Source organism: Deefgea piscis (genome assembly GCF_019665785.1).
Classification (GTDB): Bacteria; Pseudomonadota; Gammaproteobacteria; order Burkholderiales; family Chitinibacteraceae; genus Deefgea.
Genome location: NZ_CP081149.1, coordinates 1458137 through 1473423 on the forward strand (window position 1 = coordinate 1458137; position 15287 = coordinate 1473423).

The window sequence follows — 15287 nt, forward strand, 5'->3', positions numbered from 1 at the left end:
CCACGAGTTACCAGCAATATTTATGCTTACTTTTAAGCCTATTTCGGCGAAGGAACACAATATGGCGGCAAAGAATTTCTTTAAGGACAATTTCGTGCTCATCATCGGATTGGCCTTGCCGGTGCTACTGATGATTGGGTTTATGCTTGCTAGCTCTTTACCCGCCTCGGGGGCACCGCCGAAATACAGCCTCGTTTTCAGTATTAATGATTACCGCAATAATCAGTCAATGCCGGTATCGGCGAATCTGGTGGTAAAAAATGGTGTGCTGATGGCGCAGTACACCCAGCTCAAAGACAGGAATAACAACTATGGTTTCTATTGGCCGAAGTTGTATTTATTCGATGCAAAGACACAAAGAGTACGCGAGCTGGAGTTTGGCCTGCCTAATTCCGCTGATCAAATCAGCGGCAGCCGTGAAGAAGTCGTTCAGAGCACGAAAGGCTTGAAACTATCGACCGAGCTAAAGTCGCCTGATGGTTACGAATTGAGTGACCGCTATCAACACCGTGGGCTGTTTAACGAGATCTTCTTCGGCTGGGGTCGCAGCTCGAGCAATAGCATGCTTAGCAACGGGTCACGCAATGTAAAATTGTCACCTGATGACGGGCGCACTTATTTTTACAGCGGACAGGCGCAATTTATTGGCTGGGTCATTCCATGATGACGAACCGAGACGATGCACTCAATGACATCATCGCGCTGATGAAAAGCCACGACATAACGATTACTGAAATCACCGGCGCTATGCGTGATAACGCCGTAGTTAGCGCAAAAAAGGGCAGTAGCATTCTCGCGCGTCTATTTGGCTATCTCGGCGGCTTATTTATTATTTCGGGCGTGGCCTATTTTATCGGTATGCAGTGGGATGAAATGGGCACGGTAGCGCGAATTTTGGCCACGCTGGGTTTGGGCTACTGCCTCTTTATCATGGCCATTACGTGTATTACGCGGCCTAGTCTCGAAAAAGCGGCAACACCATTATTTTTGCTGGCTGCACTACTGCAGCCGACGGGCATTTTGGTGACGCTCAATGAGTTTTCGCGCGGTGGTAATCCAGCGCATGGCATGCTGTTCATGTGTTGCGTGATGGCGATACAACAAGGGTTTACGTTTTGGGCTAAGGATCGTACGGTGCTGGCATTCACGACGATCTTGTTTGGCGCCTTCTTTTTCGCCATCGCTTTTGATTTGATGCACGTTGATGCCAACGTCATTGGTGTCGTTATGGGGCTGTCGCTCACTTGTATCGGCTGGAGTCTTGGCAAATCCAAGCACAAGTCCTTAGCTCCCATCTGCTATTTTTTCGGGTCGATGATGTTTCTCTGTGCGATGGGCGACTGGCTGCGCCATACACCGTTTGAGATTTTGTTCCTCGGCCTAGCCTGCGCCACTATTTTTTTATCGACCGTGGTTCGCTCAGGCACGCTGCTGGCGGTAGGGACACTGGCTACGCTGTCGTATGTCGCTTATTTCATGAACAAGCATTTTGCTGACAGTCTTGCCGGGCCTATCGGTTTGGTGCTGCTGGGTATTATGCTCATTGGCGCGGGAGTACTGGCAATTAGCATCAACAACAAATACATCAAGCAAAAAGAACAGCGAGGCGTTGCGCTGTGAGGCAGCCTGAACAAGATCAACCCCCAATGTCGCTGCCAAATAGGTAAGTAAATAAGCCTGAAACTTGGCATTTTGGCTTGGGGCAACCGCGTTGCCCAGAAAAGTGATCAAGGCGGCAAGCGATCAACTTGCCGCCTTCGATATTTTTTAAGTCGCTGTATTGATATTTTGTGTCAGATGCGATGAATGAATTTCAGTGTTACTTCCGCGTGAAGTGCTGTGTCAGCCTATCGTTGAGAAGTCAGCTCCAAAAACAATTTTTATGAGCGTATTGCTATGAGCGCATTGATAATGCTGGGATGCAGTCAAATACATCAATAGTGTAGGACTGGTAAGCGCAGGCTTAAACCAACAAATTGATGCCGATTTCACCAACTGCAATCGGCGAGGATAGAGAAACTAAATCCGTTCGGTATGGCTTAGGGGGTGAATAGATTCATCACCGCGATTAACTTTACAGATAATATTGTTCGTTAATTGAAACTAAGGTTGAAAGATATTGATATAAATTGGTCGTATTTCGGTTTTTTATTGAGCAAGTACTTTAAGGTTTCCGCTGGCTGTAAAGTACTTCCTGCTAAACGACAGTTCACAGTTTGTACTCCTCCGATGTCACCATAGTCTGCTTGGCAGGCTTTTTCTTTTAGCATTCCGCCTAAATAACTCGTCGCATACATACTTAATCTTGAATTTTTTGATAAAAATGTTTGGAAAACAAATCCAAATTTAAATTTTGGGTAGATTGTGTATTTCTCGCCATATTCTCCAGTGCTGCCGCCCCATATTAAACCAAAGTTTTTATCTAATTTAGTAATCCAAGTTAAGCTTAAATCTGTCCAGCTTGTTTTATAGAAGTTTTTAAGATTAATTGCATCGCCTAACGAGCTCTCATAAGATACATTCCTAAAGCTATATATATTATCAGATAGCTCTGAGCCCTGTTTTAAATCATATAAAGACGTTGATTCAAAAACATCTTGCTCATTTTCTTGTAAATTTGCATAGCTGGTATAAGTTTCAGATCTTGAAAGGGCAGAGCTAAAAAAAAGACATAAAAATAACACAGCATATGCCGTTATTTTATTCGTATGTCTTTGTCTTGATGTGATTAACATTATACTGACTTTATTTTAAAGTTACTGGTGATAATGCTCTGGATAAGCTGGCTTCGCCTTTTCCATGTATTGACGGGTTGTAGTTTTGAATTGTATCGGTTCTGGCGGTTGTTAATAATTGCTTAGTGATTTGAGTTGCAGTCGCGTTGGTAAATTTGCTACCTAAAACTTGAGAGTACCCAGATATGATAGGAGCTGCAAATGAGGTACCATAAAGATTAGTTTTATTACCTTCCACGCCAACTACTAAAAATTGGTTTTGTACTCTTATATCATTGCCGGCATAATTTGAATAACTCGCCATTGTTGCCTTTGATGTGGTACTACCATTGGAATTTAATGCCCCTGCAAAAATTGCAGTTGGTGCTCCAATTAAAGCCAAATTGAGATAGTCACTATTTCCAGCATAGGAACCATTGACAGCGACCGCATTATTGCCAGCCGCTTTGACAACGATTGCGGTACGAGTTTTTGCTGCATTGATTAAACTGCCATGTAAATTACCAAAACCAATTTGATTTACGTTATAGCCACTTCTTGCATTCAGTCCATAACTAGCATTGATGACGTTCAATCCAGTTTTTGATAGTGCTATTGCATTATTTCCATTGAAGTCTATTCTCGTCATGTTTCCTGATGGGGCAATTGCATTTATTTCGGCGCTGGTCCATTCCCCATGTCTTTGACTTTGATTTACACCAACTAAATTTCCAGAGAATTTATTAGCACTGGTAAAATCATCAATTACATAAACATTGGTTCCTTGACCTTTATAGCCTTTATCCCATGCTGCTTTTATATCGGTATGCATCCAGTTTCTTAAAACTGGCGTTGGTGGTGTGGTACTTTTTATTACAGGTGTTGCTGTTGTTTCTAAATCCAAATTATCCAAAGAGGTCTCTGCTTTAGCATTTAGCATAATAAAATTGGTTGTAATTAATAATGCTAACATTTTGGTTTTCATCATTATTCTCCAAAGGTTATTTAAAAACTAAATGTAAATTAGTATTTCCTTATGTAGTCGTCAAGCTCAGAATATGCCGTCTATCTTCATTTCATGGCGTGTAATTTTCTGTAATTATTTAATTGATTGAACTAGCAAAGTAAGAAATCTCACCCTAATTGCTAATACATTGAGATACCTTGCTGGGGAATAATGTTTAAAGCATTCTGAATGCTGGCTTAGACGCTCATACCCTGATTAATGACGTAAAAATGACATATTGATTTTGGCGGCGCGGCGAGCAATCGCATCGTCGTTTAGGCTTTTCTGAGCCGCCCAACGGTTAGCTCATAAGCCGCCCAATCTTCCAGACGAAACCTAATTGAATTGTTTCCGGCTCAATTTTTTGGGCTTACATATCGTTGTTGGCTCGAATACGGGCTGACATTTTCCTGTGAAACGAGCCATCTAATGACACCGTAGTGAGGTACAGATTTTGGCTGCCGGCGATGAGGTGTTCGCGCCGACGCGATTTTAACCCAGTTGCCGATATTTGCTTGACCTAGGTACATGCTTTGGAGTCCATTGAAATCTATCGAGATATTGGCTTTTGATGTGGGTCAGCTGAATATCGGCAGTTGGGTCAATAAAACATCGGTGGCAACAAAAGGTGCTAAAAATGATTGCTCAGGGCGGAGAACAGCGATTCTTTACGAAGACGCAACAAAATCTGCCGACAGTATGTTTTGCCAGCTGAACCAAAAGCAATGAATAACTAATCAAAGGAGTTGCTAGACTGATCCGCACTCTAAGCTACACGTTTTTATTACGGCAAAGAGTAGCTTTGTAAGCGTTAGTCACGACTTTAAAAATGACCCTTCGCTACAAGGGGCATTTTTATTGGGTTCAATTTCACGACTATATTAGACAAGTTGCGACTTTAATTGCCAAGTTGCGACTTTAATAGGTCGGAATAACCGCTATTTCGACCTATTAAAGTCGTGAAATTAGATCAAGCATTTATGCGGTCTCCAGCGGCTACTAAAAACCGTTGGTTCTAGTAAAAGTCGTGAATTAATTTTTCAATAAAATTTCATATAAATTATCAATATGGAAAGTTTAATTTCGTACTTGCGAGGTAGGAATTTTTCTCTCTTAGGCTGATCAATTATCGAGCTTTTAACAACAATTGATCACAGCTGCATGGCTGTACCCAGTGTCTGCTTTGCTTAAGTTTTCTGTCTTTTAGCCAACAAGCCGGTGCTTCTGCTGTTCGGCCTTAGCGAACAGTCAAAATACCTTTGTCGATGGATGAAATAAGTGCGCCACTATAAAGTAAGGGGTGCTGGTTAATACGGACACCAAAGTTTGAGACCAATTTTGTTGAAAATGTCGGCTTTGGCCGAGCAGCACAAGCAAGCCCAACAAATACTAAAGGCCGCAACCTGATGGCTAGCGGCCTTACAATTTTACAGCTTCGGCATCGACACATTGGCTTTAGCCGCCATTCGTGTATTTCTGTAACGACATCGGATATCATTAAGAAATAGCTCAATAAATCGATGGCACCCGAATGTTCGACGAAAACGATCTGATCAATTCTTCTTTGACGCAAAAATACACGTCCAATGGAAAGACTGTGGAAATATGCATTTATCGCATGCCGGATACTGATTGGACTTTGGAAGTTGTAGATCAGTACAATAATTCCACGGTCTGGGATGGAGAATTCGAAACGGATCAACAAGCGCTCGATTGTTTCTTTAGTGAAATCCAGCAAGACGGTATTGAAGCAATGGTAATCCCCCCACTTTTAAGCTCACTTAAAAGTAGAGGTCAGGCATGTAATGCCAGTTTTTGTTTCGGGGTGATGCCACCCAAACCCATGTGCGGGCGCTCGTTGTTGTAGCTCCAAAGCCATTGCGTGGCAACCTCTTGCACTTCAGCAAGACTTTCAAAGTCATCGCAAGCCAGCCATTCATGCCGCACGGTCCGATTATAGCGCTCGATATAGGCATTTTGCTGGGGATTGCCCGGCTGAATATACGCCAATTCAATTGAATGTTGTTCCGCCCAGTTTTTTAGCAACTGGCTAATATATTCAGGCCCATTATCTGAGCGAATCCGTTTTGGCTGTAAGCGCTCAGCCGCTCCACCGCCTTGACGCTTAAGTTTCTGCTAGCGCTCTTAGCGGTAATAATTCGTCGATGCGGCTGTTCGGCCAAGTGGGGAGCTTTTCTAGGGTGTCGGTGAGCCAGGCCATCGGGTCAAGGTCGTTGAGTTTGGCGGTGCCCAGTAGCGTTTGAATTGCGGCAGCGCGTTGACCGGCGCGCTCGCTCCCCGCAAATAACCAGTTCTTTTTGCCAATCGCAATCGGCCGAATGCTGTTTTCGACCGGATTGTTATCGATTGGCGCGATGCCGCTTTGGGCGTAGCGTTCAAGCGCCGTCCAACGCCGTTGGCTGTAAATGATCGCTTTCGCGAGTGCGCTATTGGGCGCAACTTTGCTACCGGTTTCATCCAGCCAAATTTTGAATTCGAGCAGTTTAGGTTGCGCTTGTTGCTGCCGTAGCGCTCGGCGTTGTTCGGGGTTTAAATCTTTGGCCTGCGCTTCTAGTGCATACAATTCGCCAATTCGACGCAGTGCCTCTGCGGCAATCGGGCTGCCGTTGGCTTGATGCAATTCGAAGAATTTGCGCCGTGCGTGCGCCCAGCAGCCCAGCTCAATCACGCCGGTTTTGAACAGCGCTTTGTAGCCGCCATAGTCGTCGACCATCAATTGACCTTGCCAATCGGCGAGGAAATCTCGGACGTGTTGACCCGAGCGACCACCTTGATAGTCGAACAAAATGATCGGCGCACTGCCACTCAAAGGCGTATTGCGATACGCCCATAAATACGCGGTTTTGGTTTTGCCTTTGCCCGGATCAAGCTGTTTGACTGGCGTTTCATCGGCATGCAGCACCGTTTCGCCTTTCAATCGTTCACGCAATCGATCCGCCAATGGCTGCAACCACCAGCCAACGGTGCCTACCCAGCTGGCCAGCGTGGTTTCCGCTAACGGCACTTCGCTGCGTTCAGCGATTTGTCGTAGCCGATACAGCGGTAAATGATCAATGTATTTGCTGACCATCACCCACGCCAAAGTGGCCGCAGTGGGTAAACCGCCATTGATGATCGCCGCCGGAATCGGCGCAGCGCTCATCGTTTGGCAGCTGCGGCAAGCGTATTGCGGGCGAATGTGGCGCAACACGCTAAACACCGCCGGTTGCACATGCAGTTGCTCGCTGATGTCTTCGCCGACTTTAACTAAACCCTGACCACATTGGCCGCAACTGCATGATTCAGGCTCGTGAACCATATCGGTACGCGGCAAATGCGCCGGTAAGGCTTGGCGACCTGCGCGAATGCGTGGCTTTTTATCGCTGACCTCGGGGGTGTTGTTGGCTTGCTCGGCGGCGAGTTTGGCTTCCAGCGCCGCCATATCGGCATCGAGGGCTTCTTCAAACAAATCTCGCTGCTCGCGATTCATCACTTCGGTCTTAGCGCCATAACGCATGCGGCGCAGATAGGCCAATTCCATCGTTAGCGCTTCGATGGTTTGCGTTTTATTTTGGATGTCGGAGACGTATTGTTTGAGTTGTTGATCTTGCTGAGTGACTAATTCAGTATGCTGAGCAAGGAGTACCGACTGCGCCAAAATCGCCGCGCGGACTGCGGCGGGTAGGTTTGAATTGGCGAGTTCTTGAGCGAGATCCATGCTTTGATTTTACTGGGTATTGCCATACAAATCATATCCTTCATGATTTATAGGGTAATACTGCGACAACTATTTTATCCATCCGCAGCGTGAATTAGTAGACATATTCTGGCAGCGGTGGCGGCGCTAATCGCTGCCAGTCGACACCGCTCACCAACCATTGCCACTGCGCCGCATCCAGCGTAAACACAGCATCGCCCGATTGTGGCCAAATAAATCGACCGTGATGCAAACGCCGTTGCGCCAACCAGACGCCAGAGCGATCCCACAGCAACACTTTGAGGCGATTGCTGCGCTGATTGCGAAACGCATACGCTGCACCTTCGACGGGTGAACGCTGCAAACAGGCGTGAATCTTGGCCGACAAACCCTCGATGCCAAGGCGCATATCGACCGGTTCGACGACCAATTGCAGCGAAGTGAATGGCGGCATCATGCCAAACCGCGCAATAACGCCGCGACCCAAGCCGGATCGGTCGCCGCAGGCAAAGTCAGGGTCACGCCGGAGGGGAAATTCAACTGCAACTGCGCCGCAACGGGTGCGGGCCATTGTGCGGGCACGATGCTTGAAGCCGATGGTTTCGGAGCGATCTGCGGTTCGGTGATTGCAGCTGAAGATGCGTCGGCAGATTCGAGGCGGCTACGGCGCAGCCAACTGGAAAAAGTAGTGCGTTTAAGCTGGTGCACTCGGACAAACTCGGCTTGAGTTAAACCACTAGTCTGCCAACGTTGAACCCATTGCAAAGCATCAATCCACCGTCCCATGCTGCGCTCCAAAAAATCAAAAGCGCAGCATGCCTGAATTAAAACGATAATTGAGGTGGAACGGCTAAGCCCTTACTTTTGGCTTGCCTCGCCATTCAATGATTTGATTCAAACTACGCACCACGCGCTCGGCCGGCAAAGAGAAATCAACATCAATCGCTAAACCCTCCCGATTAAAATCATCAATCACATTAAACAGGCGAATGCTGCGGCCATCGGCTAATTGATCGTGCATAAAATCCATCGACCACGTTTCATTGATTTTCTCAGGCACTGCTAATGGTGCTGGCGTTGCACGAATTAAGCGTTTATTAGGCTTAATTCGCAGATTTAATTCTAAATCGCAATAAATCCGGTAGACCCGTTTGTGATTCCAAGACTTTTTCTTGACGTTTCGTAGATGCAAAAAGCACAGACCAAAGCCCCATGTGCGATGAACTTGGGTAAGTTGCAGTAACGAATCGGCAATTTTTTCATTTTCTGCGTCTAGTTTTGCCACATAGCGATAACAAGTCGTGCTGATCATAAAGCTAGCGCAAGCTGCACGAATCGAAACGGCCTTTGATTCAACGGCCCAGCGCGCCATCTCACGCCGCTGAGATGGCTTCACCACTTTTTTGCCATGGCTTCCTTGATGATGTCTGCCTGCATTTGAGCTTCGATATACATCTTTTTAAGGCGCTTGTTTTCATCTTCCAGCTCTTTCATGCGCGTCATCATCGAGACGTCCATGCCGCCAAACTTAGCGCGCCACTTATAAAAAGAGGCCGAGCTCATGCCGTGTTCACGGCATAAATCAGGAACAGTGGAGCCGGCTTCGGCCTGCTTTAAAATCGCCATAATCTGGCTGTCAGAATAACGTGCTGCTTTCATGTAGAAGCTCCTCAAAGACTGCGAGAAAATTCTACTTAAAAATGAGCTGGTTTGGTGGGGGGATTACCCAATGATCGGATCCGCACCAGGGACATATTTGCATTGATTCAGTTTAAGCTGAATATTGCTGCTAATGTTTTGACAGAAAAGGCCGTAAACCATCAGGTTGCAGCCCTCATTATTTGTGCCTAGTAGCAATGCTGTTCGGCCTTAGCAGTCACCCATAAGTTCTTTCAAAGCATTGCAATTGCCTTTGTTTTTCTTAACTAAGTTTTTTTGCCAAATTAACTGAGTTCGCTGGTCGAGTGTTGATCACATTCAATATTAAGTCCCCCACAATTTGATTTGGAAGATGTCGCTGAACTGTAATGGCATAAAAATGCTCATAAACATTGGGCAAAATCATATAGCGGTGTAATTTCCCTAATTTTAGTTCGTCTTTCACGACCACTTCCGGCATTACGGTTAAGGCATTGCTATCGCGGGCAAGTAGCCGCATCATCGCCATGTCATCGGCCTCGGCGACGATTTTGGGCTGGAATTGGTGAAGAGCACAAAAAGCATCAAAAGCCGAGCGAATTGGACTTTCATCGACTGGCAAAATCCAATCTTGGGCGGCATAGTCGGCGGAAAAAATGGCGCCAAGTGCGAGTGTGGGTTGACCAATAATCGCCACGGGCTGCCTCGCGAGAAGCTGGCATTTCCATAAATTATCGTCGCTACCACTGACATCAATATTGCTCAGAACAATGTCGAGTTGATGGTTGGCTAGTTCATTCAGTAGCCGTGCTTGCCCTCTTGCGTGTAGCGAGTATTTGCTGTTGCCTTGTTGAATCAACGGCTCGATAAAACTCTCAATAAAATTACGCGACATCGTCGCTAGCATGCCAATTTTGATCGTCCGCTGCTGGGTATTTTCCCCTGTCAGTAACAGCGATTCTAATTCCCCGCCTTTTCTAAAAATCTCATCCGCATAGGAAAAAGTGGTTTGGCCGATTTCAGTCAAAATCAGCCTGCGTCCTTGCCGCGCGAATAATTGCACGCCCATATTGTGTTCAAGTTGTGCGATTTGCGAGGACAGTGCTGACTGAGAAACATGTAGACGTTCTGCTGCTTTGGTGAGATTACCTTCCTTAGCAACTTGCCAAAAGTAGTTGAGGTGGTGGTAATTGAGTTTACTCATTTACGTTCTCTAAAATAGAATTATTTGTTAATAATAATCTATTTTTATTAATCTTGGTGTCATGTGATACTCCTTTCACCGCAACGAACCATAAGGAGATCAAAATGCAGCTGAGTATTCTTTTGACTTATTCCCTGCCAGCCGTGGTCCTATTACCACTACTGGCCGTCACGCCTAATTCCTCACGTTGGGCAAGGGCGCAAATAGCAACAGGGCTTGCCGCTGCTTTGGCTTTGATTTCATGGTTACTCTTAATCACTACTGGTGCGCCGCAGTCCTCGCTGGGTTGGTTCAATCCAAGCATCTTGAATGTCACTATGCTAGTTTTGATCAGTTTTATTGCTTGGATTGTACTGAACTATGCCAAAACCAATTTTGAGTCTGATGGCGATAATCAACGATTTTTACGTTGGTTTCTGCTAACAGTGTGTGCGGTGATGGTGACGGTGGCGAGTAATCACTTGTTGGTGTTCTGGCTTGGTTGGGTTGCAATCAGTTTGAGCATGCATCAGTTGCTGATGTTTTATCCCAACCGAAATCGGGCCGCACTGGCAGCACATAAAAAGTTTATTTTTGCTCGGCTTGCCGAACTCTGTTTGGCGGTGGCGTTTGGTTTGTTATACAGCCAGCACTCTACATTCCTTATCACAGAAATCTTGCATGAAGTATCGAATGCACCGCTGAATGCAGTACACCAAGTCGCTGCATTTTTGATTGCCTTGGCGGCCTTGATCAAGTGTGCGCAATTGCCACTGCATGGCTGGTTGATTCAGGTTGTTGAGTCGCCAACGCCGGTCTCTGCCCTCATGCATGCTGGTGTAATCAATATGGGTGGTTTTTTACTACTGTTGTTTGCACCCTTGTTTGGTCTGGCCCTCGCCGCTCAATGGCTGGTTTTAATTGTGGCGGGCCTCACTACGGTGATTGCCGCTTTGGTGATGATGACTCGTATCAGTATCAAGGTACGTTTGGCTTGGTCGACCACGGCGCAAATGGGTTTAATGCTAGTGGAGTGTGCGCTGGGTCTGTATGAATTGGCCTTCCTGCATCTGCTCGCACATTCTTGCTACAAAGCGTATGCATTCTTAAATTCAGGAAATGCCGTCGATGAGGCTATGCAAAAGCAGTTTTTGGCAGTGCCCCTGCCTAATTTGCAGGGCTGGGTATTGGCTGGCACCATCTCTTTAGGCTTGTTGTTGGGCTTGAAATGGGCTGTTGGTTTACCTGCTCCGCTCAGCCCTTGGTTACTGATCGGCTTTGCGATGATGTTTACGCTAGCGATACGATTTAGCCAGTTACAGACCTTATCGTGGCTGAAAAGTTTGCTGATGTGTATTGCCTTGCTAGCTAGTTATTACCTCTTGAAAACCAGTGTGGCTCTGATGTTGCCCGTGGTTGAACATAGTTACAGCGTAGCGGCGGATCTTTGGATTAGTGGGCTGTTCCTTAGCTTATTAGTCTTGAATTTTTTACTGCAATATCGCGCAGATCGCCTTGCAGTGAAAAAGCTCTTTATCGCACTCAATGCTGGGTTTTATTTAGATGAATGGTCTAGCCGAATCACTTTAAAACTATGGGCCATTAGCCTGCCAAAAAATGCCGTACAAACTCGTTTGAGCCTTCTGGGGGAGAAATAAAATGTCAAAAGCAAATCACTCAACTCAATTAGGATCAGTTCGAGCTACAGCATTACTTGCGTGTGAGCGGATCGCGCCAGCATGGCCACTCGATCAATCGATGGCGGTCAATCCCTGGTGGAAAATGCGCGATTTGCCGATGTCAGCGGTGGCAGCGAAACTGCAAGCTTTAGGTGGTGTACATTTATTGATGCCCAAGTCCTATTATCGAGCGCAATGGCAAACTGAAATCAAGGATAGTCATTTGGCAAAAGCGGCTCAGGAGCTAGGGCTTGTTGCTTCAGAGACAGCGTTAGTGGCTTACTTGGCAATGCCAGAGCGCCACACTCATTGGTTAAATGTTTGTGATTTGCTCGATGCCGACCCTCGTCATCAGCACAAAATGCCATGGCGTGATGAGATCGTGCAGCAAATCAGTCAATTTACTGCGCTGTACTTTCAATACCCAGAGCATATGCAACAGCAGGTGGATGTCGACAATCATTTTTATCAAGGTTGGCTTGAGGTTATCCGCCAAGATGAAGGGATTGAAGTCTTGATGGGTGAGTCGGGATTGAACGCTCAGTTTGCACATCTGCCTGAACAAGCCGATGCACTCTTGGCGCAAGTTCATGCCGCGATGTTTGCGCAAGGCTTGCCTGAATCGGTGTTTGTTGATTACTGCTACGCCTTGCTGTTGGATATGCATGGCTGGGCGTCTTGGTTAGCTTATGGCGCATGGCAAGATGCGTTTGAAGGTAAGTCAAACACATTGCTGCTGCAATTACTGGCGGTACGGATGGCTTGGGATTGGGCGCTTTGGACTCAAACGCAAAGCCGTGACACGAAGCAATTTGCGCAATTACAACGGCAATTTGGACTGCAACTGCAGCAGTCAGCTCAACTTGAGCAAAGCTGGTACGCCACACAGCAGTATCTGTGGGTCTGGCAGCGGGCACTTGAATATGCGTATCAGCAACCGCTACATGAACAATTGGTTCGCTGTGAGGCTACACCTGTGCAGAATCAGCAACTACAGGCCATTTTTTGTATCGATGTGCGTTCAGAACCCATGCGCCGAGCGCTTGAGGCACAAAGCCCTGCGATTCAGACTTTAGGTTTTGCTGGGTTTTTTGGCTTACCCATCGAATATTCAGTATCGGGTAGCCAATATACTCGTCCGCAACTACCTGGCTTACTAAAGGCATCGATTCGCGTTGAGCAAACGGGTTCAGCAAAATCGCGGCAATCGGTAGCGGGTGGATTACATGGCCAAGTGGCGGAGAAACAAACGGGTGATGCGGCACCTGCGACCTTCGGTATTGTGGAGGCAAAGGGCTTGTATCGTGCGGTGAATTTGGTGAAGAACACTTTTTTCCCGGGAACAGCAGTGCACAGCATCAATCAAATCGATTTGGAAGGACCTTGGACGCTCAGCAGTCATGGCCGCGAACTGACCGATGCAGAGCTGGCCAAAATGGCGGCCGGAATTTTAGGTGCGATGGGCTTGAAAAGCGATTTTGCGCCAGCTGTTCTCTTAGTGGGGCACGGTAGCAGCTCAACGAACAACCCTCATGCGGCAGGGCTCGATTGTGGCGCTTGCGGCGGTCAATCGGGTGAAGTGAATGTGAAAGTATTGGCGCAAGTATTGAATACGGCCGGCGTGCGCGCTGAGTTGAGCGTGCTGGGTATCCACATTCCTACGCAAACGCAATTTGTGGCCGCGCTGCACAATACCACCACGGATAAATTTGTTTGTTTTGGTGTTGAAGGATCGTATCTATGGCAAAGCTGGTTGCGCCAAGCAACAGCGCAAGCACAAAAAGCACGTGCTTTGAGTGTGGGCATCACGAATGAAGACGCAAAAGTGCTGGATCGTTTGTTTCAGCAGCGTGCGAAAGATTGGGCGCAAATCCGCCCAGAGTGGGGCTTGGCTAATAATGCCGCGTTTATCGTTGCTCCGCGCGCGATGACGCAACGTTTGGATTTGGCTGGACGCAGTTTTCTGCACGATTACAAATATCAGGAAGACACGGGTTTTAGCGTGCTTGAGTTGATCATGACCGCCCCGATGGTCGTGACGAACTGGATTAACTTGCAATATTACGCATCGGTGACGGATAACCTGAAATACGGCAGTGGCAATAAATTGCTGCACAACGTGGTTGGTGGGAATTACGGTGTATTTGAAGGCAATGGCGGCGATTTGCGGGTGGGTTTATCGATGCAATCAATCCATGACGGTGAAAATTGGCGACATCATCCGCTGCGCCTCAGTGTTTACATCGCCGCGCCGAGGGACGCCATCGAGGCCATTATCGTGAAGCATCAAGCAGTGGCTGATTTAATTCAAAACCAATGGCTGTTTTTGTTCCAATGGGATACCGACTTGAAGCAAATCTGGCAGTACAGCGCTGGCCAGTGGCAATTAGTGCACGCGGAACGGGAGGTCGAATGCGTACTTTAAGCAATCTACAAAATTTAGAAGCTGAGGCGATTCATATTATGCGGGAGGTCGCCGCCAGCTTTGATAAGCCGTGCATGTTTTATTCCATCGGTAAAGATTCGACGGTGATGTTGCACTTGGCCAAGAAAGCGTTTGCACCTGGCCCCGTGCCGTTCACCTTGTTGCATATCGATACGACATGGGAATTTGCCGAAATGGCAAAGTTTCGTGATGAATTGGTCGCCAAGAACCAATTGCGGCTGGAAGTGTATGTCAATCGCGAAGCGTTGGCACAAGGCGTACATCCAGTTGAATCGGGATCGGTCAAATACAACGATCAGATGAAAACGCAGGCCTTAAAGCAAGCCTTGCAAATCCATCAATATGATGCGGCTTTAGGTGGGGCACGGCGCGACGAGGAAAAATCTCGCGCAAAAGAGCGGATTTTTTCAGTACGGGATGCGCATCAAGTATGGGACCCGAAAAATCAGCGCCCCGAGCTGTGGCAATTGTATAACTCGCAAATCAATCAAGGTGAATCGGTGCGGGTTTTTCCATTGTCAAACTGGACCGAACTCGATATTTGGCACTACATTTTGAAAGAAAATATCGAGCTCGTTTCGATGTACTTTGCTAAGCCAAGGCTCACATGGATTAGCGATGAGACGGGGCAGCCATTTATTTTGGATGATGACCGGATGCTGCCCTATTTAAGCGAAACGGAACGCCAGAGCATTGCAGTTCGTTCAGTGCGTTGCCGCACTTTGGGCTGCTATCCACAGACTGGCGCAGTGCTAAGCGATGCAGATCGAGTCGAAGACATTATCAAGGAATTGCTGATGAGCAAATCCAGTGAGCGAGAAGGACGAATGCTGGACAAGGATCAAGTGGGCTCAATGGAAAAGAAAAAACGTGAGGGGTATTTTTAGATGAAATTGTCTGTAATCGTACAACAGTTAGTGCGAA

The 15287-nt window shown here is 47.0% G+C and carries 12 protein-coding genes and 2 pseudogenes; 6 read left to right on the plus strand and 8 right to left on the minus strand.

The annotated features are described in order from the left end of the window. The first annotated feature begins 61 nt into the window (after positions 1 to 61). Both K4H25_RS06760 and K4H25_RS06765 read left to right on the plus strand, forming a co-directional pair. Positions 62 to 664: a hypothetical protein gene (locus K4H25_RS06760; RefSeq protein WP_221022576.1), complete on the plus strand. Its 603-nt coding sequence runs from the start codon at positions 62 to 64 to the stop codon at positions 662 to 664. Continuing rightward, entirely contained in the window at positions 661 to 1620 is a 960-nt protein-coding gene (locus tag K4H25_RS06765) for a DUF2157 domain-containing protein (RefSeq protein ID WP_221022577.1), read from the plus strand. Before K4H25_RS06760 ends, K4H25_RS06765 begins: the two co-directional genes overlap by 4 nt. 473 nt (positions 1621 to 2093) lie before the next feature. Here K4H25_RS06765 and K4H25_RS06770 read toward each other — a convergent pair whose 3' ends face one another. After that, positions 2094 to 2735: a hypothetical protein gene (locus K4H25_RS06770; RefSeq protein ID WP_221022578.1), complete on the minus strand. Its 642-nt coding sequence runs from the start codon at positions 2733 to 2735 to the stop codon at positions 2094 to 2096. A 10-nt stretch (positions 2736 to 2745) separates the two neighbouring features. Next, positions 2746 to 3702 carry a S8 family serine peptidase gene (locus K4H25_RS06775; RefSeq protein ID WP_221022579.1) on the minus strand — a complete coding sequence of 319 codons (957 nt, stop codon included), beginning with the start codon at positions 3700 to 3702 and terminating at the stop codon, positions 2746 to 2748. A 561-nt stretch (positions 3703 to 4263) separates the two neighbouring features. Between K4H25_RS06775 and K4H25_RS06780 the strand changes: the two genes are divergently transcribed. Continuing rightward, positions 4264 to 4449 carry a hypothetical protein gene (locus K4H25_RS06780; RefSeq protein WP_221022580.1) on the plus strand — a complete coding sequence of 62 codons (186 nt, stop codon included), beginning with the start codon at positions 4264 to 4266 and terminating at the stop codon, positions 4447 to 4449. Positions 4450 to 5514: 1065 nt separating this feature from the next. On the opposite strand, the pseudogene K4H25_RS06785 reads toward K4H25_RS06780, so the two are convergent. From K4H25_RS06785 to K4H25_RS06810, 6 genes and pseudogenes are all read right to left on the minus strand, one after another. Next, positions 5515 to 5820, minus strand: a pseudogene (locus K4H25_RS06785) (transposase); the annotation flags it as partial. Positions 5821 to 5845: 25 nt separating this feature from the next. Next, positions 5846 to 7438, minus strand: a complete 1593-nt coding sequence (gene tnpC, locus K4H25_RS06790; RefSeq protein ID WP_221020604.1) for an IS66 family transposase — start codon at positions 7436 to 7438, stop codon at positions 5846 to 5848. Between the two features lie 94 nt (positions 7439 to 7532). Continuing rightward, the gene (gene tnpB / locus K4H25_RS06795) at positions 7533 to 7874 is read right to left on the minus strand and encodes an IS66 family insertion sequence element accessory protein TnpB (RefSeq protein WP_221020360.1); all 342 of its coding nucleotides are present in this window, start codon (positions 7872 to 7874) and stop codon (positions 7533 to 7535) included. Continuing rightward, on the minus strand, positions 7871 to 8203 hold the full coding sequence (gene tnpA / locus K4H25_RS06800) for an IS66 family insertion sequence element accessory protein TnpA (RefSeq protein WP_221020359.1): 333 nt from the start codon (positions 8201 to 8203) through the stop codon (positions 7871 to 7873). The genes tnpB and tnpA overlap by 4 nt, the downstream gene beginning before the upstream one ends. A gap of 79 nt (positions 8204 to 8282) precedes the next feature. Beyond that, a pseudogene (locus tag K4H25_RS06805) lies at positions 8283 to 9076 on the minus strand (IS3 family transposase); the annotation flags it as partial. Positions 9077 to 9338: 262 nt separating this feature from the next. Continuing rightward, positions 9339 to 10259: a LysR family transcriptional regulator gene (locus K4H25_RS06810; RefSeq protein WP_221022581.1), complete on the minus strand. Its 921-nt coding sequence runs from the start codon at positions 10257 to 10259 to the stop codon at positions 9339 to 9341. A 104-nt stretch (positions 10260 to 10363) separates the two neighbouring features. On the opposite strand from K4H25_RS06810, the gene K4H25_RS06815 reads away from it, so the two are divergent. Genes K4H25_RS06815 through cysD form a run of 3 tightly spaced genes read left to right on the plus strand, consistent with a single transcriptional unit; the run spans position 10364 to position 15250 of the window. Beyond that, entirely contained in the window at positions 10364 to 11896 is a 1533-nt protein-coding gene (locus tag K4H25_RS06815; protein WP_221022582.1) for an NADH-quinone oxidoreductase subunit L, read from the plus strand. A 1-nt stretch (position 11897) separates the two neighbouring features. Then, on the plus strand, positions 11898 to 14342 hold the full coding sequence (locus K4H25_RS06820) for a YbcC family protein (RefSeq protein ID WP_221022583.1): 2445 nt from the start codon (positions 11898 to 11900) through the stop codon (positions 14340 to 14342). Next, positions 14330 to 15250, plus strand: a complete 921-nt coding sequence (gene cysD / locus K4H25_RS06825) for a sulfate adenylyltransferase subunit CysD (protein WP_221022584.1) — start codon at positions 14330 to 14332, stop codon at positions 15248 to 15250. The genes K4H25_RS06820 and cysD overlap by 13 nt, the downstream gene beginning before the upstream one ends. Positions 15251 to 15287 lie beyond the last annotated feature (37 nt).